The 21937-nt window shown below is 66.8% G+C and carries 13 protein-coding genes; 11 read left to right on the top strand and 2 right to left on the bottom strand.

Features of this window, described 5'->3' with window-relative positions; all coding sequences use genetic code 11:
- The first annotated feature begins 116 nt into the window (after nucleotides 1–116).
- The 5 genes from FFS21_RS15465 to FFS21_RS15445 are packed head-to-tail and all read left to right on the top strand — an operon-like array spanning nucleotide 117 to nucleotide 3763.
- The gene (locus tag FFS21_RS15465) at nucleotides 117–881 is read left to right on the top strand and encodes a GntR family transcriptional regulator (RefSeq protein WP_137925678.1); all 765 of its coding nucleotides are present in this window, start codon (nucleotides 117–119) and stop codon (nucleotides 879–881) included.
- 56 nt (nucleotides 882–937) lie between these two features.
- Nucleotides 938–1705: a transporter substrate-binding domain-containing protein gene (locus FFS21_RS15460; RefSeq protein WP_171020421.1), complete on the top strand. Its 768-nt coding sequence runs from the start codon at nucleotides 938–940 to the stop codon at nucleotides 1703–1705.
- 24 nt (nucleotides 1706–1729) lie between these two features.
- Nucleotides 1730–2398 (top strand): amino acid ABC transporter permease, encoded by a 669-nt coding sequence (locus FFS21_RS15455; RefSeq protein WP_137925676.1) that lies wholly within the window; start codon nucleotides 1730–1732, stop codon nucleotides 2396–2398.
- Nucleotides 2395–3051, top strand: coding sequence for an amino acid ABC transporter permease (locus tag FFS21_RS15450; RefSeq protein WP_137925675.1), 657 nt, complete (start codon nucleotides 2395–2397; stop codon nucleotides 3049–3051). The genes FFS21_RS15455 and FFS21_RS15450 overlap by 4 nt, the downstream gene beginning before the upstream one ends.
- A complete protein-coding gene (locus tag FFS21_RS15445; RefSeq protein WP_137925674.1) occupies nucleotides 3032–3763 on the top strand; it encodes an amino acid ABC transporter ATP-binding protein in 732 nt (243 codons plus the stop codon). Before FFS21_RS15450 ends, FFS21_RS15445 begins: the two co-directional genes overlap by 20 nt.
- A gap of 144 nt (nucleotides 3764–3907) precedes the next feature.
- On the opposite strand, the gene FFS21_RS15440 is transcribed toward FFS21_RS15445, so the two are convergent.
- Complete coding sequence (locus FFS21_RS15440) at nucleotides 3908–6070, bottom strand: TonB-dependent siderophore receptor (protein WP_137925673.1); 2163 nt, start codon at nucleotides 6068–6070, stop codon at nucleotides 3908–3910.
- A 173-nt stretch (nucleotides 6071–6243) separates the two neighbouring features.
- Nucleotides 6244–7209, bottom strand: a complete 966-nt coding sequence (locus FFS21_RS15435) for an alpha/beta hydrolase (protein WP_137925672.1) — start codon at nucleotides 7207–7209, stop codon at nucleotides 6244–6246.
- 221 nt (nucleotides 7210–7430) lie between these two features.
- Here FFS21_RS15435 and FFS21_RS15430 point away from each other — a divergent pair, with 221 nt between their 5' ends.
- The 6 genes from FFS21_RS15430 (at nucleotide 7431) to FFS21_RS15405 (ending at nucleotide 21929) form a co-directional block, all read left to right on the top strand.
- Nucleotides 7431–9827: a penicillin acylase family protein gene (locus FFS21_RS15430; RefSeq protein ID WP_137925671.1), complete on the top strand. Its 2397-nt coding sequence runs from the start codon at nucleotides 7431–7433 to the stop codon at nucleotides 9825–9827.
- Nucleotides 9828–9973: 146 nt separating this feature from the next.
- Nucleotides 9974–10210 carry an MbtH family protein gene (locus FFS21_RS15425; protein WP_137925670.1) on the top strand — a complete coding sequence of 79 codons (237 nt, stop codon included), beginning with the start codon at nucleotides 9974–9976 and terminating at the stop codon, nucleotides 10208–10210.
- A 5-nt stretch (nucleotides 10211–10215) separates the two neighbouring features.
- Complete coding sequence (locus tag FFS21_RS15420; protein ID WP_137925669.1) at nucleotides 10216–10974, top strand: thioesterase II family protein; 759 nt, start codon at nucleotides 10216–10218, stop codon at nucleotides 10972–10974.
- A gap of 83 nt (nucleotides 10975–11057) precedes the next feature.
- The gene (locus FFS21_RS15415) at nucleotides 11058–12041 is read left to right on the top strand and encodes a TauD/TfdA family dioxygenase (RefSeq protein WP_137925668.1); all 984 of its coding nucleotides are present in this window, start codon (nucleotides 11058–11060) and stop codon (nucleotides 12039–12041) included.
- Nucleotides 12042–12099: 58 nt separating this feature from the next.
- Nucleotides 12100–17370, top strand: a complete 5271-nt coding sequence (locus FFS21_RS15410) for a non-ribosomal peptide synthetase (protein ID WP_249359429.1) — start codon at nucleotides 12100–12102, stop codon at nucleotides 17368–17370.
- The gene (locus FFS21_RS15405) at nucleotides 17370–21929 is read left to right on the top strand and encodes a type I polyketide synthase (RefSeq protein ID WP_137925666.1); all 4560 of its coding nucleotides are present in this window, start codon (nucleotides 17370–17372) and stop codon (nucleotides 21927–21929) included. Before FFS21_RS15410 ends, FFS21_RS15405 begins: the two co-directional genes overlap by 1 nt.
- Nucleotides 21930–21937: the final 8 nt, after the last annotated feature.

Genomic DNA, 21937 nt, shown 5'->3' with positions numbered 1-21937 from the left:
GCACCGCGCTGGGGAGTCATGGCACGGCGCATGCCCGATTCTTGCGCGTGGAATGGGGCTGTTTGCCGACAAATCTTGCATACAAGCATGGCATACCACTTGCTCAAGTGATTGCCGTGACCGAAACCACCGACAAATCTCCCGCTGACATCGCCAACCGCATCACCGAGGCGATGCTTGGCCAGAAGCTGCTTCCTGGATCGCGCCTGGGCGAGCAGGAACTTGCTGCGCTATTTGGCGTGAGCCGCACGCTGGTGCGTGAAGCGCTGATGCGCCTAGCCGCGCGTGGCATGGTGACTGTCAGCTCGCGGCGCGGCTGGTTCCTGGTGGAACCGAGCGCCGATGACATTCGCGCTGCGTTCGACGCGCGCCGCATCATCGAAACCGGGTTGCTGCGCGAAGTCAGTGCGGAACGGCCGCCAGGCGTTCAGGCGATTCATTCGCTCAAGGTGCATATCGCCCGCGAAAAAGCCGCGCTCGATGGCGACGACGCCAGCGTACGCAGCTTCCTGCTTGGCGATTTCCACGTATGCCTGTGTGCCTCGCTTGGCTATGGCCTGCTCACCGATACATTGCGTGACCTGACCGCGCGTACCACGCTGGTGGCCAGCCGCAATCAGTCGGCCGCGGATGCCGGGCGCTCATGCAGCCAGCATGAAGACATCGTCAACGCACTGGCCGATGGCGATGGCGCGCTGGCCGCACGCCTGATGGCCGAACATCTGGGCGAAGTCCACACGAGCCTTGACGCCGTGCCGCCCCTCGATCCGCTCGCGCACCTGCGCCACGCACTGGCGCCAGTGGACCCGCAACGCGTATCAACTTCCGTTTTACCGTCCGGGAATCTGTCCCCGAACCCATCCACTCCCTCTCGAAGCTAAGGAAACTCGCGATGTTCCACGTCAACGCCCTCAAGAAGTTTTCCCGTCGTGGCCTGATGGTTGCCATGCTGGCCGGTCTGTGCGCAACGGCCTTGCCGACGCTGGGCCATGCCGACACGCTTGCGGACGTCACCAAGGCTGGCGTATTGCGCGTGGCCGTGCCGCAGGACTTCCCGCCGTTTGGTTCGATTGGCGCCGACATGGCACCGCAAGGCCTCGATATCGACGTGGCCGCGCTGGTGGCGAAGAAGATGGGCGTCAAGCTCCAACTGGTGCCGGTGACCAGTACCAACCGCGTGCCATACCTGCAGACGCGCAAGGTCGACCTGGTGATTTCGAGCATGGGCAAGAACCCCGAGCGCGAGAAGGTGCTCGATTTCTCCGAAGCCTACGCACCGTTCTTCAACGGCGTGTTCGGTCCGGCCGACCTGCCGGTCAAGAACGCGGCCGACCTCGCCGGCAAGACCGTGGGTGTGACACGCGGTGCCGTGGAAGACCTGGAACTGAGCAAGATTGCGCCGGCCGGCGCCACGATCAAGCGCTACGAAGACAACAACGCGACGATCTCGGCGTTCCTGTCTGGCCAGGTGCAACTGATTGCCACCGGCAATGTCGTGGCATCGACGCTGATCGCCAAGCATCCGCCCAAGGCACCGGAAACCAAGTTCCTGATCAAGAACTCGCCATGCTTTATCGGCATGAACAAGGGCGAGAAGGCGCTGCAGGACAAGGTCAATGCGATCCTCGCAGAGTCGAAGAAGGACGGTTCGCTGAACTCGCTGTCGATCAAGTGGCTGCTGCGTCCGCTGCCGGCACAACTCTGATTCGCGCCGCCACCGGGTTGAAGCATGGCTTACCAGTTCGATTTCCTGTCGGTGCTTGACTACACCGATGTGCTGCTCAAGGGCATTGCCGTCACCGCGCAACTGACGCTGACGGGCGGTGTGCTGGGCGTGGCGGTGGCCGTTGCCGGTGCCTGGGCCAAGACCCAGGGGCCGGCGTGGCTGCGCACCGTGGTCAGCGCCTATGTGGAGCTGATCAGGAACACGCCGTTCCTGATCCAGTTGTTCTTCATCTTCTTCGGGTTGCCAAGTCTGGGCGTGCATCTGCCCGAGATGCTGGCGGCGTCGCTGGCCATGGTCATCAACCTGGGGGCATATGGCACCGAGATCGTTCGCGCCGGGCTGGCCGCCACCCCGCGCGGGCAGTTCGAGGCTGGCGCGAGTCTGGCCATGTCGCCGTTCCAGGTATTCCGTCACGTGGTGCTGCGCCCCGCGTTGCAGAAGATCTGGCCGGCGCTGTCTAGCCAGATCGTGATCGTGATGCTGGGGTCGGCGGTCTGCTCGCAGATTGCGGCGCAAGACCTGACTTATGCGGCCAACTTTATCCAGGGGCGCAATTTCCGGGCTTTCGAGGTGTACCTGGTCAGTACCCTGATCTACCTGCTACTGGCGCTGGTGTTGCGCCAACTGCTGCGCGGCATTGGCCGGCAGCTTTTTGCGCGGGGCGTCCGATGATCGAATTCTCAACGTGGGATATCGTCCGCAACCTGTTGCTGGCGGCACGCTGGACCGTGCTGCTGTCGCTGGTGGCCTTTGTGGGCGGAGGCATCGTGGGGTTGCTGGTCCTGCTGATGCGAACCAGCAAGCGCCCGATGCTACGTCGCGCAACGTGGGCCTATATCGAGATTTTCCAGGGCACGCCACTGCTGATGCAGTTGTTCCTGGCGTTCTTCGGGCTGGCATTAATGGGCATCGAAGTACCTGCGTGGCTTGCCGCCGGATTGGCGCTGACATTGTGGACCGCGGCGTTCCTGGCAGAAATCTGGCGCGGCTGCGTCGAGGCCATTCCACGCGGTCAGTGGGAAGCGTCGGGCAGCCTGGCCATGAACTATGTCCAGCAGATGCGCCACGTGATTCTGCCGCAGGCGCTGCGCATCGCGGTGGCGCCGACCGTAGGCTTTGGCGTGCAGGTCGTCAAGGGCACGGCACTGGCGTCGATCATCGGCTTCACCGAGCTTTCCAAGGCGGGGACCATGATCGTCAACGCCACGTTCCAACCGTTCACCGTGTATGCGGCCGTGGCGCTGATGTACTTCGCGCTGTGCTGGCCGCTTTCGCAATACAGCAAGATGCTGGAGAGGAAATTCCATGCCGCTCATCGCCATTGACCAGGTCCGCAAGTCGTTCGGCAGCAATCAGGTCCTGAAGGGTGTATCCCTTTCGGTGGAACCGGGCGAGGTCATTGCCATCATCGGCAAGAGCGGTTCGGGCAAGAGCACGCTGCTACGTTGCATCAACGGACTGGAAACCATCGACTCGGGTGCGATCACCGTGGCCGGCGCGCACCTGGCTGACAGCGAACTGCAACTGCGTGCGCTTCGCCTGAAAGTGGGCATGATCTTCCAGCAGTTCAACCTGTTTCCGCACTTGAGTGCGGGGCGCAACGTGATGCTGTCGCCGATGGTGGTGAAGGGCGTGCCGGAGGCACGCGCCCGTGAACTGGCCGAGGAAAACCTGGCACGGGTGGGTTTGTCTGCCAGGTTCGACGCGTATCCGGATCAGTTGTCCGGCGGGCAGCAGCAGCGCGTGGCGATTGCGCGCGCGCTGGCCATGCAGCCGACCGCCTTGCTGTGCGACGAGATTACCTCGGCGCTCGATCCCGAACTCGTGAACGAAGTGCTGCAGGTCGTGCGCGGCCTGGCTGCCGATGGCATGACCTTGCTGATGGTGACGCACGAAATGCGCTTCGCACGTGAGGTGTGCGACCGTGTGGTCTTCATGCACCAGGGCAAGGTGCATGAGATGGGCGCGCCCGATGCGGTATTCGCACGGCCGCAGACGCCGGAGTTGCAGCAATTCCTGGGGATGGTGGAGGCCTGAGCGCATCCCGATGCGTACGGCTTGCCAGGCGGAGCGCCGATCCGCCGTGCGCCATTTGGCCGATGGCCACGGTCGTCAGCTCGCTCCCGCCCGAGCGGGACCGACCCCGCCCGGGCGGGTTTCGGGCCCGGGCGGTTCGTGCGGTCAGAAGTCGATTTGTGCCCCCAGCTTGAAGACCCGTGGCGCGCCCTGCGTCAGGTAGGACGCACTGGTAATCCAGTAGGCCTTGTTCGTGAGGTTGTCGATGTTGAAGCGCACCGTCGTGCGCTTGCCGGCCACGCGCGTGGTGTAGCGCACGCCCGCATCGAACAGCGTGTACGACGGCAGCGACACCGTGTTGGCTGCGTCGATCGGGCGGGCGCCGTAGTACTGCATGCCTGCCGTCAGGGTGAAGCCTGTATCCCAGAGGCGGTACTCGGTGTAGAGCGATGCCTGTTGCTTCGGCGTGCCGTTGGCGCGTTTGCCCGAGATGCCTTCCGCAGCGGTTTCGCTCTTGGCGTTCAGGAACATCACGCTGGCGTTGACCAGCCACTGGGGCGTCACGCGGACGCTGCCGCCCAATTCCAGGCCGTCATAGCGTTCCTCGCCGTCCTGCGTGAACACGTTGCTGTTGTTCGTGTAGGTCAGGCCGCGATTGATGCGGAACAGGGCCGCGTTGGCCGACCAGTTCTCGCGCTGTGCCTTCACGCCCAGTTCCACCTGCTTGCTCTTGAGCGGGCTGAAGACCTGGCGCGAATTGGCGGCGGTCAGCGGTGCGGTGGCGCCCTGTTCGAGCGATTCCACGTAGCTACCGTACGTGGACACGCCCGGCAGCGGCTTGAAGATGATGGCGCCGGTGGGCGTCGTCGCGGCCTTGTCGTAGTCGTTGACGGAGTCCTTGATGCTGTTGCGGCGCACACCGACCACCAGGTCCCACTTCTCGCCAAGGTGCATCGTGTCGGACACGAACACCGCGCGCTGCGCCGTGTAGCTGCCCAGCGTATCGGGCGATTCGGCGGACAGGTGGGGATTGTCGAAGTTGCCGGGATTCGCCAGGTTGCCGCTGCCCAGTACCGCGTAGTTGAAGACGTTCGAATAGTACGAGCGATTGCGGCTGTACTGCAGGCCGAAGGTCAGGTCGTGTGTGATGAAGCCGGTCTTGACCTTGCCCGTCACCATGCCGATGACGTCATCGGTCTTGAAGCGGTCCATGCCGCCGTACTGTTCCTCGGTATAGTCGCCGGCGGCGTTGGCGTAGATCGTGCCGTTCAGGTAGACACGATCCATGGTCGAGCCGCGATACGCGATCCGCGCGTTCCAGTTCTCCGCAAAGCCCCAGTCCACCGACGTGCCCCAGATCTTGGCACGCGTCTCGTAGCTCGTGAACGGCGAGTAGATGCGCTTGCTGCCGCTGATGGCGCCGGGCGGCGGGGCGATGGCGGTGTCACCGGCTTCGCCGCTGGCATTCGGGAACAGGCCCCAGCTCGTGGAACCCTTGACCACGCGATCCAGCGCCAGACCGTCCGCGCTCCAGACCAGGTTCGGCATGATGCGCCAATCCAGGGCCAGCGATGCCGAACCGCGCTTGATGTGGCCGCCGTCCTTCACGTAGGTATCGCCTTCCTCGCCGACCACGTTGGCGCGATAGCCGAAGCGGTCGTCGGGGCCGAAGCGGCCGCCCAGGTCACCGCCCAGCATGAACGTGCCACGGCTCGTGAAGGAGGTGGTCACGCTGCGCAGCGGCACATCGGTCGGACGCTTGCTGATGAAGTTGATGATGCCGCCCGGCGCGGCAAAGCCATAGAGGAAACCGCCCGCACCCTTGAGCAGTTGCACCTGTTCGAAGTGATCCAGCGGCAGGTCGCCGCTCCAGCCGAAGATGTTCTGGCCGTCAACCTTGCGGCCGTTCAGCAGGTCCAGCGTGATGCCGCGCACGGCGATCTGCGACGACAGGCCGCCGATGTTGTTGCTGGTCATCGAAACCGAGGCGTCGTTCTTCAGCGCCTGCACGATGGACGTGGCCTGCTGGTTGTCCATGAGGTCGCGCGTCACCACGTCCACGCTGAATGGCGTGTCCTGCAGCGGCGTGTTGCCGAACGCGCCCATGCTGGCCTTGTCGGCGCGGTATTCGTCCAGCGTGTCGGCCTTGCTGCTGACGGTGACCGTGGGCAGCGTGGGGGCGTTGTCACCGGCCGGAGCGGGCGTTTCCTGGGCGTGCGCGACGCTGGCGGACAGGGCAAGGGTGAGCAGGGCGCCGTGCAGCGCCTGATCCAGGCGCTTGCGCCGGAATGGCACAACGGCAGGGGTGAAATGCGAGGTGGTTTCCATCAGTCTAGTTATCGAGCAGGGTTGAGATGCCGGCTGGCTTCGGTGTCCCGTCTAGGCCGCTGCTGCCGGTTGCACTATCCAGCGCAAGACGCATGCGCTGGCATTCATCGATCTGCGTTCCCCTGGCCGCACGACGCAGCCATCTCCCTTGAAAACGCAGGCCGAAGTGTTGGTTACGAAGGGGTGGATGGCTCCCGGTGATGGAAGGCTTCGGCAATGGCGCGTCCCACTTGTGCGCGCATGCGGGCGGCTTCTTCCACAACGTTGCCGAGCCGCGCAAAGTCGTGCACCACGCCGGGCCAGACCACCGTCTGGGTGGTCACGCCTGCGGCCTGCAGCCTGCGGGCGTAGGCGTGGCCTTCATCGACGAGGGGATCGAACTCGGCCAGTACGATCAGCGCCGGCGCGAGGCCGCCGAGGTCCGTGGCCTCCAGCGGAGCGAAGCGCCAGTCCGCCCGGTCATCCGCATGCCGCAGGTAGTGGCCGAACATCCATTGCAGCGTGCGCTGCTCCAGCAGATAGCCAACGGCCAGGCGGGCATGCGAAGCGGTGTCCTGATGCGCGCTGGTGCATGGGTACAGCAGCACCTGAAGCCGCGGCTGCGGCGTGCCAGCGTGGCGCGCGGCAATGCACAGCGCCGTCGCCAGCGTGCCGCCTGCGCTGTCGCCGCCGATGGCGATCCGCTCGGGGTCGAGCCCCAGGCTGGCGGCATTGGCGCGGAGCCAGGCGCAGGCATCCTCGGCATCGTGGAAGGCGGTGGGGAACTTGTGCTCGGGGGCCAGCCGGTAGTCGATCGAGAGCACGGCACACTGCGCGGCGTCCGCGAGATCGCGGCACAGCGAGTCGTGCGAGTCCAGTCCGCCCACCACGTAGCCGCCGCCGTGGAAGTACAGCAGCACGGGCGCGGGGGTGGCTGTATCCGACCCGCGATACAGCCGTGCCGGCAGCGCGTGACCATCGCGCGCGGGGATGTGCAGCGCCTCGACCGGAATCTCGGCGCCCGGCGCGTCGAGCGCCAGCGTTGACGCGTCATAAGTGGCGCGCGCCTCGTCGGGCGTCATCTCGCTCATCGGGCGACGTGACTGGCTGGCGAGGTTCGCCATTTCCAGGAAGGCGTCGAGGTCGGGGTGCAGGGGCATGATGGTCGCGGTACGTATTCGAACGGTCGTTTCATCGCCGGGCGTGGCCCGTGACGCGATGACATCCGCTAGCAGGACGAACAGTGGTGAAATTTGTTCAGATCCATGGACACCCGACCGGTCCTGCGCCCCATCGATGAACATGCCGGTCCCGCAATCGTCTTGTCATTGCCCGCGTCACGCATGCCGGGTTGATCGATCAACGGACGGGCGGAGGCGCGATGCGGCGGGCATACACGGTGTGGGGACGGATTTCGGCGGCAGTGGCCGTGGCATGGCTCATCGCGCCGGGCGCCCAGGCCAAACCGCAGACGGTGGCGCCTGCCGTGGAGATTCGCCGTACCGCCGATGGCATTCCCCATATCCGCGCCACCCGTTGGCGTGACCTTGGCCTCGGGGTGGGGTACGCGCAGGCGGAAGACGCGCTGTGCACGATGGCGGACGGCTTCGTGACGTTCTCGGGGCAGCGGTCGCAGTACTTCGGGGCGGAGGCCAAGCCTTTGACGAACTCGACGTTTGGCCGCTCCCGCAATCTCGACCTCGACACGTTCTTTCTGGCCAATGCCGATGACGCCGTGGTGGCGCGCTACCGCCGCGAACATCCGCCTGAACTCAACGCGATGATCGACGGCTTTGCCGAGGGCTATAACCGCTATCTCGATCAGGCGCGCAAGGCCCGGGCGGACGCGAACACGCCTGCCTGCGTGGCAGCGCCATGGGTGCGCCATATCAGCGCGCAGGACATCTATCGCCGCATGTACGCCGCGCAGATTGCGGCGGGCTATGCGCGCTTCATCCCCGATATGGCAAAGGCCGCGCCACCTGTGCAGGAGGCCGTGGGCCGGCGTGAGGGCGATGGCACGCCACCGCAGGCCCTGCAGGCGCTGCAGGATCGGCTGGCGATCCCGATTGGCGATCAGGCCGGACTCGGCAGCAACGCCGTGGCGTTCGGCGGCGCGGTGACGGGCGGGCAGGGCGGCGTGCTGCTCGGCAATCCGCACTGGTACTGGGGTGGCCCGGACCGTTTCTATCAGATGCACCTGACCTTGCCGGGCAAGCTCGATGTGGCCGGCGTGGCCTTTCTCGGCATTCCCGTCGTGATGATCGGCTTCAATGCCGATATCGCGTGGAGCCACACCGTTTCCGCCGCGCGCCGCTTCGGCGTGTTCGATCTGAAGCTGGACCCGCAGGACCCGACGCGCTATCTCGTGGACAACGTTCCGGTTGCGATGGAAGCCCGCAATGTCACCATCGACGTACGCGGCAACGATGGCGTGGTGCGCCCCGTGCACCGGATGTCGTATCGCACCCGTTTCGGCCCGGTGCTCGATCTTGGCGCGCATCATCCCGCGTTTGGCTGGGGCCGCGCCCATGCGCTGGCAATCCGCGACGTCAACGCGGACAACTATCGGATCTTCTCCCAGTTCTTCGCGTGGAACCGTGCACGGTCGCTCGATGCATTCATGCAGATCCAGCGCAGGATGGTGGCGGCGCCGTGGGTCAATACCATCGCCATCGGTCGCCGCGACAACCGCGTCTGGTATGCCGACATGGGCGCCATGCCGAATACGCCGGACGATCTGCGCGCGCGCTGCGGCACCGCCTTGTCGAAGGGCTTCGCGGCGGTAGACCCGCTGACGCCAGTGCTCGACGGCAGCCAGTCCGCCTGCGACTGGAAGGCCGATGCGGGCGCTGTGCAGGCGGGCGCCATGCCGGCCTCCGCCATGCCGTCGCTGATTCGCGATGACTATGTCGCCAATATGAACGACAGCTACTGGCTGACCAATCCCGCGCAGCCGCTCGAAGGCTTTCCGCTGTCGATGGGTGGCGAGCGTCAGGCGCTGTCGCTGCGCAGCCGCGAAGGGTATCGGATCGCCGCCGACATCGGCGGGCAGCCGCCGCACTCATCGCGCGACGTCGCGCGTGCGTTGATGGATCGTGCCCTGGCACCGCGCGCACTGTCGGCGGATCTGTTCAAGCAAGCGCTGCTGGCGCGCGCCTGCGTCGATGCCAGCCTCGTGCAACCGTGCGAGGTGCTGCGGCACTGGCCCAATACCGCCGATAGCGCGCAGCGGGGCGCGCTGTTGTGGAACGCGTTCTGGCGCCGTCTTGCCAAGCCGCCGATGCAGGGCTTCTATCAAGTGCCGTTCTCGCCCGCCGATCCGCTGCATACGCCGCGCGATCCGGTGGCTGCCACGTCCGGCCAGCAGGCCGCCGACGCGTTGAAAGCGGCCGTGCGCGATCTGGCCGCACAGGGCCTGGCGCCCGACGCCGTGCTGGGCGCCGCGCAGTTCGTGCGTAGCGCGGGCAAGGACGTGCCGATCTTCGGCGGCTGCCAGGAGATGGGCTATTTCGCCGTGCAGTGCAATGCCGATGACAGTTTGCGCATGGGTCCGCAATCTCAGGGCAACAGCTATCTGCAGGTGGTGCGCTTTGCACGTGACGGCGTGACGGCACACACGCTGCTCGCGCATGGGCAGCGCGATACCGCCATCGACAGCGGTGCGGGCGATGCACCGGTCAATCGCTACGCGCACAAGGACTGGCTGGTCTTTCCGTTTCGCGATGCCGACATCCGGCGCGATCCGCAATTGCGCCGCACGGTGCTGCAGCGCTGACATCCTGTGCGAGGGCATCGCGCATGTGACGCAGCAGGCCGCTGAACAGATCGCGGGCTGATTCGTCATAGATGCGGAGAGCCACTGCTGGCGCCACGATCCGGCGCGCAGTGGTTTCAACTTCCCTCATCGCTACAGGATTCCACATGTCTACGAGCTGCTTCGACCGCGAGGACGAAACCTTCATCGTTCTGGTCAACCAGGAAGAGCAATACTCCATCTGGCCGCACTGGAAGACGGTGCCCGGCGGCTGGACTGCCGTCGACGGTGTGAAGGGCGACAAGAAGACGGTGCTCGAATACGTCGAGAAGACGTGGACCGACATGCGTCCCCGCTCGCTCAAGGAGTGGATGGCGCAGCAGACCAGCGATCAGGCCGGTTGAGCGGTATGCACGATCCGGTCACACTGCTGTGTCTGCCCTGCGCCGGGGCCAGTGCAACGATGTACCTGCGCTGGCGCCGCACGCTGCCCGCGTGGGTACACGTGCTGCCCGTCGAATTGCCCGGGCGCGGCGGACGGCTTGCCGAGGACTTCTGCCAGGACTTCGATTCGCTCGCGGCGCAGCTATGTGACGAGCAGGCGCCGCATCTGCAAGGAAAGTACGCGCTGTTCGGCCACAGCATGGGCGCGCTGCTCGCGTATGGCATCACGCGCCGGTTGCAGGCGCAGGGCAAGCCCTTGCCGCTGGCATTGCTGCTGTCGGGCAGTCCCGCCCCCTCGCAGCGCGACGCCGAGCGCTTTGCCTGCAAGGACGACGATGCCGGTCTGATCGAGGATCTGCGGCGGCAGGGCGGCACGCCCGATGAGGTCTTCGACAGCCCCGAACTGCTGCGCATCACGCTCGATGTGCTGGGCGCGGACTACCGGATCTGCGAGAGCTTCCGTCACACCACGCCTGCCGCGCTGCCGATGCCGTTGCATGTGCTGGCTGGCCGCCAGGACCCGATCACGGCGGAACGCATCGGCGCCTGGCAGGAGGAAGGCCAGGGCACCTTCACGCTCGACTGGTTCGACGGCAATCATTTCTTCGTGCGCCATCAGGAGGCCGAGGTACTGGACACGGTGCAGCGGCGGCTCGCGCAGAGCCTGCGCGCAGGCGCCGCCGATGCCGCCGATACCAACGATAGCGCGCACGTTGCCGCCTGATCCCAGGCATCACTTCCAATGCATTCGCGCCGCCCGTGCCCGGCGATCATGCCGCCGCGCGGGACTGCCATCAAGGAGTCTGCATGAACGAAACCCTGAACCGCCTGGAACGCCGGGCGCCCGTTGGCTCCGAACTGCCCGTGCTGATCGTGCCCGATGCGCCGGGCCAGCCGCTGCTCGATGGACTCGCCAAGCACCGTGCCGCCATCGATGAAGCCGTGCAGCGCGCAGGCGGCGTGCTGCTGCGTGGATTCGATGTGCCATCCGTCGATGTGTTCCAGAAGTTCGCCGCATCGTTTGGCCATCCGCTGCTCAAGTACGAGTTCGCGTCGACGCCGCGCAGCGCCGTGGACGCAGCCGGCGCCGGCATCTACACGTCCACGGAATACCCCGCGCACCAGCACATCCCCCTGCACAACGAGCAGGCGTACACGCGCGAATGGCCGATGAAGATCTGGTTTCACTGCGTCACGGCGTCGCCCGAAGGCGGCGAGACACCGATTGCCGACAGCCGCGCCATTTACCGCCGCATGCCCGATGCGCTGCGCGAACGTTTCGCGCCCGGCGTGCTCTACGTGCGCAACTACGGCGAGTTCGATGTGCCATGGCAGAAGGTGTTCAACACCGAAAACCGCGCCGAAGTGGAAGCATTCTGCAAGCGGGCCGATATCCGGTGGGAATGGAAGGACGATGGCGACCTGCGTACCACGCAGCTTTGCCAGGCCGTGGAGCGGCATCCCGTGACCGGCGAAATGGTCTGGTTCAACCAGGCGCACCTGTTTCACGTGTCGAACCTGCAACCCGAAGTGCGCGAATCGCTGGAAGAACTGCTCGGCGAGGACAACCTGCCGCGCAACACGTATTTCGCGGATGGCTCACCGATCTCCGATGCGATCTTTGACGAGGTGCGCGCCGTGCTCGACGCGGAAACCGTGTCGTTCCGCTGGGAATCCGGCGATGTGCTGATGCTCGACAACATGCTGGCGGCTCACGCCCGTGCGCCGTTCAAGGGACCGCGCAAGGTGGTGGTGGCCATGGCCGAGCCGCACGGCAACCTCGGCAAGTGATGACCCCCGGCCGCGCGCCAACCCCGTGACCCCCGCACAGCGGACGATGGAAGCAGAGATGAACACACAGACTTGGCAGGAACCGGTGGACTTTGTCAGCCATCTTGAGGCACTCGCCACGCATCGCCCCGATGACATTGCACTGGTGACCGTCGGGGACGATGGCACGGGGCTGGCGGAATCGTCCTGGACGTATCACGCCTTTGCCGCACGCGTGCGGGCGCTGGCCGCCGTCCTGCAGCAGCGTGGCGCGCGCGGCGAACGTGCACTGGTCATGCTCGACAACGACGACCACTATGCCGTGGCGATGTTTGCGTGCTTCTACGCCGGCACCGTGGCCGTGCCCGTGTTCGCGCCGGACGCGGCGCGCCAGCAGCAACTGGAGCGCCTGACCGGCATCGCGGCCGATGCCGAAGCCCGCTTCGTGCTGACCACGGCCGGGCTAGGCGCCGACGTGGCGGTTGCCATCGGCGCTGCGGTTGCGGTGATCGAGGTCGACGACATCGATGCAGCGCAGGCCGCCCACTGGGCACCATGCACCCCGGCGCTCACCGATGTGGCCTTCCTGCAGTACACCTCGGGTTCCACCTCGGCGCCCAAGGGCGTGATGGTGACGCATGGCAACCTGATTGCCAACGAGCGTGCGATTCGCGCAGGACTCGGCATCGGACCGGCAGACAAGTTCGCGGTCTGGGCGCCGCTGTATCACGACATGGGCCTGATTGGCGGCCTGCTGCAGCCGTTCTATAGCGGGATTCCATGCGTGCTGACATCGCCGCAGTTCTTCCTGGAGCGGCCGATCCGCTGGCTGGAGATGATCTCGCGCCACCGCGCCACGCTGAGCGGCGGTCCGGACTTTGCCTATCGACTGTGCCTGGACCGGGTCAAGGATGCGCAGCTTGCCAGGCTCGACCTGTCGTGCTGGCGCGTGGCCTATACGGGCGCGGAGCCGGTGCGCGCGGACACCATGCAGGCATTTGCCGAGCGCTTCGGCCCGGTGGGATTCCGCGCCGACAGCATCTACCCGTGCTACGGACTTGCCGAAGCCACGCTGTTTGTGACGGGCGTCCAGCGCGGCGCGGGCATGCCGGTGCAGACGTTTGACGCACAGGCGCTTGCCAGCGGCACCGCGCGATCGAGCGAGGCTGGCACCGCGCTTGTTGGCTGCGGCACGGTCACGGCCGATCACAGGGTTCGCATCGTCGCGCCTGCCACGCTGCAGCCTGCCGCCGATGGCGTGATCGGCGAGATCTGGGCCAGCGGCCCGAGCATCGGGGCAGGGTACTGGGGCAATCCGGCTGCCACGGCCGAGGCGTTTGTAGAACACGATGGCGCACGCTGGCTGCGCACCGGCGATCTGGGCTTCGTGCACGAAGGGCACCTGTATGTGAGCGGGCGCGTCAAGGATCTCATCATCGTGCGCGGCCACAACCTCTATCCGCAGGATCTGGAGCGGGCAGTCGAAGCCGAGGTCGATGTGGTGCGCAAGGGGCGCGTGGCAGCCTTCGCGGTGCAGGTCGACGGGCGGGAGGGCATTGGCCTGGCTGCGGAGGTCTCGCGCAGCACGCGCAAGCTCGTGCCGCCGCAATCGCTGGTGGAAGCGCTGAGCGCAGCCGTCAGCGAAGCCTGCGGCGAACCGCTGTCCGTGGTGGTATTGCTCAATCCGGGCGCGCTGCCCAAGACGTCGAGCGGCAAGCTGCAGCGCAGCGCGTGCCGGCAGGGCTGGCAGACGCGCACGCTCGATGCCTATGCGATCGTCGAGCAGGGCCGGATCGAACTCATTGGCGAGGCGGCGGCTTCCGTGGTGCCGCAGGCGGTGCCGCTCGACACGTCGGACCCCTTGGTGGCGGAACTCGCCGCCATCTGGGACGACGTGCTGGATCGCAAGTCCGGCGAACCGCTGCCGGCTGACGCGCATTTCTTCCTGCAGGGCGGCAATTCGCTGGCGGCGGCGCGGGTTGCGGCTGCCGTGACGGCACGCTGGAACGTGACGTTCCCGGTGTCCGTGCTGTTCGAGCATCCGCGTCTGCGCGATGCCGTCGCGGCGCTGAAACGCGTGATCGCGGCGGGCAACGCTGCGGTTGCGGCCATTGCACCGTTGCCCGATAGCGGTGTGGCATCGCTATCGTATGCGCAGCAGCGGCAATGGTTCCTCTGGCATCTTGAACCGACGAGCACGGCGTACCACGTGGCCGGCGTGCTGACGCTGCAAGGCGCGCTCGATGCCGACGCCCTGCGGCGCGCGGTCGACGCACTGGTCGGGCGTCATGCGGTGTTGCGAACCGTCTTCGTCGCCAATGCGCAGGGCGAACCCATTGCCACGGTGCGCCCCCATCAGCCGGTGCCGTTGGCCATCAACGATGTCTCCGGTCTGTCTGCCGCACAGCAGGCCACAAGCGCATCTGCCGCAGCCCGCGATCTGGCCGACCAGCCGTTCGATCTCGCCACCGGTCCGCTGTGGCGTGTCGCGCTGATCCGGCTGGCCGAGGACCGCCATCAACTGGTGGTGGTGATGCACCACATCGTGTCCGATGGCACGTCGATGGGTATCTGGATCGACGAACTCGCGCAGCACTATCGCGCGGCACTTACCAATGACAACAACCTGCCCGCGCCGCGCCAGTACGCCGATTTCGCGGCATGGCAGACGCAGTGGCTCGCGGGCGGCGAGCGGGATCGGCAACTGGCCTACTGGCGCGAACAGCTTGGCGATACGCATCCCGTGCTGGCGCTGCCCGTCGATCATCCGCGCGATGCCGTGGCGCGATACCGCGCTGCCACCTACGACATGGCGCTGCCATCGTCGCTGCTGACCGCGCTGCGTGCCACGGCAGCCGCCCGCGAGGCCACGCCATTCATGGCGATGCTTGCCGCATTGCAGGCACTGTTGCATCGGCACACCGGCCAGACCGATATCCGCGTCGGCGTGCCCGTCGCCAATCGCCATCACGCCGCTGCGCAGGGGGTGATCGGCCTGTTCGTGAATACGGTGGTGCTGCGCAACGTGCTCGATGACCGTACGCCGCTGGGTACAGTGCTGGCCACCGCACGGCAGGCTGCACTCGGCGCGCAGGCCAATCAGGACTTGCCTTTCGAGCAACTGGTGGAGGCATTGCAGCCGGAACGCAGCCTCAGCCACGCGCCGCTGTTCCAGGTGCTGTTCAACCACCAGCACGAGGATTTCAGCCGCTTCTCGGCAATCACGGGACTGGTGGCGAGCGGTGCCGCGCTGCCGGGGACTGCGGCGCAGTTCGAACTGTCCGTCGAGATTCGCGAGAACCGCGACGGCTCGGCGGCGCTGCGCCTGGTCTATGCGCGCGAAGTGTTCGAAGCCGCCACCATGGCGCGCTTTGCCGAACACTATCTGCGCGTGCTCGACACGCTGGCCCGCCAGCCGGACACCACCGTTGGCGATACCGCATTGCTCGGTGCCGTGGAGCAGGAAACGCTGGCCCAATGGAGCCACGGCGACGCCGTCGCGCGTCTGTCGCCCGACACCGTGCATCGCTGGTTCGAACTGCAGGTGCAGCGATTGCCGCAGGCCGTGGCGCTGCGCTTCGGCGATGCCGTGTTGAACTACGCCGAACTGAACGCCCGTGCCAACCAGCTTGCGCACCACCTGCGCCGCCACGGTGTGGGTGTCGAGACCCGCGTGGGCATCGCCATGGAGCGCTCCGTCGAACTCGTGGTCAGCCTGCTGGCCGTGATGAAAGCGGGCGGCGCCTATGTGCCCATCGATCCCGACCATCCCGCCGACCGCGTGGCCTATATGCTGGACGACAGTGCCGTGGCACTGGTGCTGACGCAGGCGCATCTGCGGGAGCGTCTGCCGGTGGTCGATGGCCTGCAGGTCATCGACGTGGATGGCTTGTCAGCGGCGCTGTCCGCCGAGCCTGCACACAATCCCGACATCGCGGTGCATGGCGAAAACCTCGTCTACCTGATCTACACATCGGGCTCGACGGGGCGTCCGAAGGGTGCCGGCAACCGGCATCGCGCGCTATGCAACCGGCTGGCCTGGGGGCAGCAGCATCAACCGCTGGATGGCACGGACACCGTGCTGCAGAAGACCCCGTACAGCTTCGATATCTCGTTCTGGGAGTTCTTCTGGCCGCTGACGGCTGGCGCCACGCTGGCCTTGGCGGGACCGGGCGAGCATCGCGATCCGGCCCGGCTCGTGGCGCTGATCGACCTGCATCGCGTGACGACGATCCACTTCGTGCCGTCGATGCTGCAGGCGTTCATGGCGCACGGTGCTACCGCCGCGTGCCAGCGCATCCGCCGCATCGTGTGCAGCGGCGAAGCGCTGCCGGCCGATCTCCAGGCGCGCGTGCTGCAGGCATTTCCGCAGGCCACGCTCCTGAACCTGTATGGTCCGACCGAAGCGGCCATCGAGGTCACGTACTGGGACTGCCACGACGATGGCGCGTTGACCGTGCCCATCGGCAAGCCCGTTGGCAACACGCAGGCGTGGGTGCTCGATGCCGCGCTGCGTCCCGTGCCGCAGGGCGTGGCCGGCGAGCTTCACCTCGGTGGCTTGAGTCTGGCGCGTGGCTACTGGAACCGGCCGGGCCTGACGGCCGAGCGATTTGTTGCCGATCCGCTGGATGACAGCGGTGGGCGCCTGTATCGCACGGGCGACCTCGTGCGCTGGCGTGCCGATGGCCAGATCGAATACCTGGGCCGCATCGACCATCAGGTCAAGATCCGTGGCTTCCGCATCGAACTGGGCGAGGTGGAAGCGGCACTGTTGGCGCTGCCCACCGTGCGCGAGGCCGTGGTGGTGGCGCAGGATACCGGCGCCGGGCACCGCCTGGTGGCATACGTCCAGGCCGATGCATCGGATACCGGTGATGCGGCTGCCATCAAGTCCGCCCTGGCGCAGACGCTGCCGGACTACATGGTGCCGTCGCTCGTGATGATGCTGGCGCGTATGCCGCTCAACGCCAACGGCAAGATCGACCGCAAGGCGCTGCCCGCGCCCGAAGCCGCAAGTCCGCGCGCGTTCGAAGCGCCGGTTGGGGAACTGGCGCAGGCGCTGGCCGAAATCTGGGCCGAGGTGCTGCACCTGGAGCGCGTCGGCCAGCAAGACAACTTCTTCGATATCGGCGGTCACTCGCTGCTGCTGATCCGCGTACACCGGCTGATGGAAGAACGGCTGACGACCAGGGTGCCGCTGGTGGATCTCTTCCAGTATCCAACCATCGACGCCTTGCGGCGCCACCTGGAAGCCGGCACGACAGCGCCCGTGGCGGACACGCGCCAACGGGCGCAGGACCAGCGGGCCGCGCGCCTACGCCGGGGCCGTACCGAGGCGGGAGTGAACTGATGCCGGTGTACGAAACGCCCACCCATCTGACCGGGATCGAGATTGCCATCGTGGGCATGGCGGGCCGGTTCCCCGATGCGCCGGACGTGGACGCGTTCTGGCGCAATATCTGCAACGGTGTCGAGTCGGTGTCGACGCTTTCCGACGCGGAACTTGCGGCAGCCGGTGTGCCACCCGAGCGAATCGTCGACCCCGCCTACGTCAAGGCTGGTGTCCGCTTCGAAGGGTTCGACCGCTTCGACGCGGCGTTCTTCGGCTACGCGCCGCGCGAGGCCCAGTATCTCGATCCGCAGCAGCGCATTTTCCTGGAGTGCGCATGGCATGCGATGGAGCACGCGGGCTATGACGTAGCGCGGTTGCAGGCGGCCGTGGGCGTCTATGCCGGCGCCGGCGCGAACCTGTATCTCATGAAGCATCTGCTGCCGCAGCGCGCGCTTGGTACGGATGCCGGCATCGCCGAACTGATCGGACTCATGAATGGCAACGCCAGCGATGCCCTGAGCACGCGCGTGGCGTACAAGCTGAATCTGCGCGGCCCGGCGCTGACGGTGCAGACGGCGTGCTCGACGTCGCTCGTGGCCGTGCATCAGGCATGCCAGGCGCTGCTGGCGCGCGAATGCGATATGGCACTGGCCGGAGGGGTCTGGCTGAACCTGCTGCAAGCGCAGGGCTATGCGTATCAGGCAGGCGCGATCCTGTCCTCGGACGGGCATTGCCGGGCGTTCGATGCACGCGCCGATGGCACGGTACTGGGCAGCGGTGCCGGTGTCGTGGCATTGAAGCGGCTGGAACAGGCGCTGGACGATGGCGACACGATCCACGCCATCATCAAGGCCACGGCGCTCAACAACGATGGCGCCAACAAGGTGGGCTATACCGCGCCGAGCGTGGCGGGGCAGGCCGATGCCATCGGGCTGGCCCAGATGCTGGCCGATGTCTCGCCTGACTCCATTGGCTACGTCGAAACACATGGCACGGGCACCACGCTTGGCGATCCCATCGAAGTCGCGGCACTGACCCAGGCGTTCCGCGAAGGCACGCAGCGGCGCGGCTTCTGTGCCATTGGCTCGGTCAAGACCAATATCGGCCATCTCGATGCGGCGGCTGGCGTGGCGGGCCTTATCAAGGCCGTGATGGCGCTGCGCCATCGCACCTTGCCGCCGAGCCTGCATTTCGAGACACCGAATCCGGGCATCGATTTCGCGTCGGGTCCGTTCTTTGTCAACACGCGCGCCACGCACTGGAGCGCCGGCCCGGTGCCGCGCCGCGCGGGCGTGAGTTCGTTCGGCATGGGCGGCACGAACGCGCACGCCGTGCTGGAGGAAGCACCGGCACTGCGTTCTGCCGGCACGCCGAGTGAAGGCGCCCAACTGCTGCTGCTGTCGGCGCGCAGCGAATCCGCACTGGCGAATGCCACCCACGCGCTGGCGCATCACCTTGACCACCAGCCGGACCTGCAGCTTGCCGATGTGGCCCACACGCTCGCGATGGGCCGCAAGCCGTTTGCCCATCGCGCCGTGGTGATCGCCAGCGATCTGGCGCAGGCGGCGCAGGCGCTGCACGCGCGCAGCGCGACACACCTCGTCAGCGGCGCGGCTGCCGATGAACCGCCTTCGGTCGCCTTCCTGTTCCCGGGGCAAGGGGCGCAGCACGTGGGCATGGCTCGCGCGCTGTACGACACAGCGCCGCTATTCCGTTCGACGGTGGATGCATGCTGCGAGCGCCTGCGCGAGCCGCTCGGCACCGATCTGCGGCTATGGATCTGGCCGGAAGACACGGACGCCAGCCCCGACGCCAGCGCAAAGGCAGGCGCGGAACTGTCGCGTACCGCGCTGACGCAGCCCGCGCTGTTCGTCATCGAGTACGCCCTGGCGAAACTGTGGATGTCGTGGGGCGTCCAGCCCGCCGCAATGATCGGGCATAGCATTGGCGAGTACGTTGCCGCGTGCCTGGCGGGCGTCTTCACGCTCGACGACGCACTGGTGCTGGTGGCCGCACGTGGCCGCCTGATGCAGTCGACGCCACCCGGCGCGATGCTGGCCGTGGGTCTCCCGGAAAGCGCATTGACACCGTGGATCGAGGCCGGCTGCAATCTGGCAGCGGTCAATGCGCCGGAACTGTGTGTGCTGGCCGGCACCGTGGACGCTATCGGCAAGGCTGAACAGGCGTTGCTGGCGCAGGGTGCGGTAGTCCGGCGCCTGCATGTCTCGCACGCGTTTCACTCTGCGCTGCTCGATCCGGTGATCGCGGAATTCGAGGCCGTCGTGGGCCGCCTGACGTTGCGCGCGCCGTCGATTCCCTATGTGTCCAACGTGACCGGCGACTGGATCACCGCCGCGCAGGCATGCGATCCGCGCTACTGGGCAGAGCATCTGCGCGGCACGGTGCGCTTCGCGGCGGGGCTGGGGCGTCTGCTGGAACGGGCCGATTGCATTGCGCTCGAAGTGGGTCCTGGCGATACGCTGACGTCGCTGGTCAAGCGTCATCCGCTGGCAGAAGGGCGCATGGCGCTCTCCACGCTGCCCCATGCCCGGCGCGAAGACCTGCAGGCGCTGCAGCACCTGCGCTGCCTTGGGCAACTGTGGACTGCCGGCGTCGATATCGATGTGGCACTTGCTGAGCGGATCGGTCCGGCACGCCGCCGTATTCCGCTGCCCGGCTATCCGTTCGAGCATCGATCGTTCTGGGTCGACGCCCCCGCCGTGGCGGACAAGGCGCCCGGGATCGCGTCCGGTCCGTGCGGAATCGATGACTGGTTCCACGTGCCCACCTGGCAGCGCGTGACGTTGCCCGCTGCATCCTCGGCACAGGAAGGCTGCACAGTGGTGCTGGGCGGGTCGGGCAGTGTCGATGATCGTGTGCTGCAGCGGTTGGCCGGTATGGGCACCGTGGCGAGCATCGCGGCGGGTGCCACCTACGCCCGACTGGATGCTCACCACCACGTCGCGCCGCCCGCCGATGCCGAGGCACTGGCCGATGCGTTGCGCGCGATTGGCCGCGAGGTGGGCGCAATTGCGCGGATTTGCTGTTTGTGGACGCTCGATAGCGCCCATGGCATGACGAGCCTCGTCGCCCTTGCGGGTGCCATCGAGGCAGCGCCGGCATCTCGTGCACCGGGCCGGCTCGTCCTGCAGATCGTCACGCAGGGACTGGCCGATGTCACGGGCACCGAGCCCATCGATCCGGACCGTGCGCTGCTGCTCGGCCCCGCGTTGGTGATGCCGCAGGAACTGCAGGACGTGGTGTGCGGCGTCGTCGATATCGAGGTGCCCGCGTCCGGCAGCTTCGCCGAAACGCGCCTCGTCACGCAGCTTTGCGACGCGCTGCACGATGCCGAGCCGTTGCCGATGAGCGCCTATCGCGGGCCGCATCGTTGGGTGCGCGGCCACGAAGCGCTGCGCCATGCGCCGGATTCCCCGGTGCGTCTGCGGAAGGGCGGGACGTACCTGATCACGGGTGGGCTTGGCGGTGTGGGCCTGACGCTTGCGCGTTATCTTGCCGAGCACTGGCAGGCGCGCCTTGTGTTGCTGCAGCGCTCGGCATTGCCGCCGCGTACGGACTGGGCCGCGCGCATCGCCGATGCCTCCCAGCCACAGGCGCTGCGCGAGCGGCTGGCCGCACTGCAGTCCCTCGCATCGCTCGGCGCCGAGGTCATGACGCTGACCGCCGATGTGACGGACGCCACGGCCATGCGAGTCGCGGTGTCCGAAGCACGGCAGATGTTCGGCACGCTGCATGGCGTGATCCACGCCGCTGGCGCGTCCGCCGACGCGTACCTTTCGCAGTGGAACGCGGAACAGTCCGCGCGGGTGCTGGCGCCAAAGGTTGACGGCGCGCGTCACCTGCTGGCCGCGCTGCAAGGCCAGCAGCCCGACTTCGTATTGCTGTGTTCGTCGCTGGCGAGCATCGCCGGTGGCATTGGCCGCGCCGACTATGCCGCGGCCAATGCCTGGCTCGATGCGCGCGCCACGGCGGCACTGCGCGACGCGTCGTTTCCTGTCATCGCCGTCAACTGGGACGGCTGGCGCGATGTGGGCATGGCGGCGGCCATGGCGCTTCCCGAAGGCGTCGGCATCCCGGCAGCACAGGGCGGTGCCGCGCTGGAACGCGTGCTGTCCGGTCCGCCTCGTGCGCAGGTGCTTGTCGTCACCACCGATCTGACGCAGCGTCTGCGCGGCGTCGATCTCGCGATGTTCGACACGCTCGACACCCTCGACGCCAGCCGCTCCAGCCGGCCGCAGCATCCGCGCCCGGCACTCGGCGTGCCATACGTGGCGGCGGAGGACGATCTGTCGCAGGGGCTGGCGGCGCTGTTCGGCGAACTGGTGGGTGTGGCGCCCGTAGGTATCCACGACAACCTGTTCGAACTGGGCGGCGATTCCCTGCTGGCCATCCAGTTGCTGGCCCGCGTGCGTGCGGCCTGGGGCGTCTCCGTGCGACCCGTCGACTTCTTCAAGACCCCCACGGTGGAGGCGCTTGCGGTGCTGGTGGAACTGCTGCTGATCGAACAGATCGCGCAGGACGACACCCCGGACACCGCCGCCACGCTCCCCGTCTGACCCTAGCG

Origin of the sequence: Cupriavidus sp. 2SB (assembly GCF_005503625.1) — a bacterium.
Taxonomy (GTDB): domain Bacteria; phylum Pseudomonadota; class Gammaproteobacteria; order Burkholderiales; family Burkholderiaceae; genus Cupriavidus.
Note: the sequence above shows the minus strand (reverse complement) of the source record. Positions and strands in the feature narration are given on the sequence as shown.

Bases quoted from the DNA above. Each gene is read 5' to 3' on its own strand.
- FFS21_RS15460 (WP_171020421.1), top strand. From the start codon at position 938: ATGGTTGCCATGCTGGCCGGTCTGTGCGCAACGGCCTTGCCGACGCTG.
- FFS21_RS15455 (WP_137925676.1), top strand. From the start codon at position 1,730: ATGGCTTACCAGTTCGATTTCCTGTCGGTGCTTGACTACACCGATGTG.
- FFS21_RS15450 (WP_137925675.1), top strand. From the start codon at position 2,395: ATGATCGAATTCTCAACGTGGGATATCGTCCGCAACCTGTTGCTGGCG.
- FFS21_RS15445 (WP_137925674.1), top strand. From the start codon at position 3,032: ATGCCGCTCATCGCCATTGACCAGGTCCGCAAGTCGTTCGGCAGCAAT.
- FFS21_RS15440 (WP_137925673.1), bottom strand. From the start codon at position 6,070: ATGGAAACCACCTCGCATTTCACCCCTGCCGTTGTGCCATTCCGGCGC.
- FFS21_RS15435 (WP_137925672.1), bottom strand. From the start codon at position 7,209: ATGCCCCTGCACCCCGACCTCGACGCCTTCCTGGAAATGGCGAACCTC.
- FFS21_RS15430 (WP_137925671.1), top strand. From the start codon at position 7,431: ATGCGGCGGGCATACACGGTGTGGGGACGGATTTCGGCGGCAGTGGCC.
- FFS21_RS15425 (WP_137925670.1), top strand. From the start codon at position 9,974: ATGTCTACGAGCTGCTTCGACCGCGAGGACGAAACCTTCATCGTTCTG.
- FFS21_RS15420 (WP_137925669.1), top strand. From the start codon at position 10,216: ATGCACGATCCGGTCACACTGCTGTGTCTGCCCTGCGCCGGGGCCAGT.
- FFS21_RS15415 (WP_137925668.1), top strand. From the start codon at position 11,058: ATGAACGAAACCCTGAACCGCCTGGAACGCCGGGCGCCCGTTGGCTCC.
- FFS21_RS15410 (WP_249359429.1), top strand. From the start codon at position 12,100: ATGAACACACAGACTTGGCAGGAACCGGTGGACTTTGTCAGCCATCTT.
- FFS21_RS15405 (WP_137925666.1), top strand. From the start codon at position 17,370: ATGCCGGTGTACGAAACGCCCACCCATCTGACCGGGATCGAGATTGCC.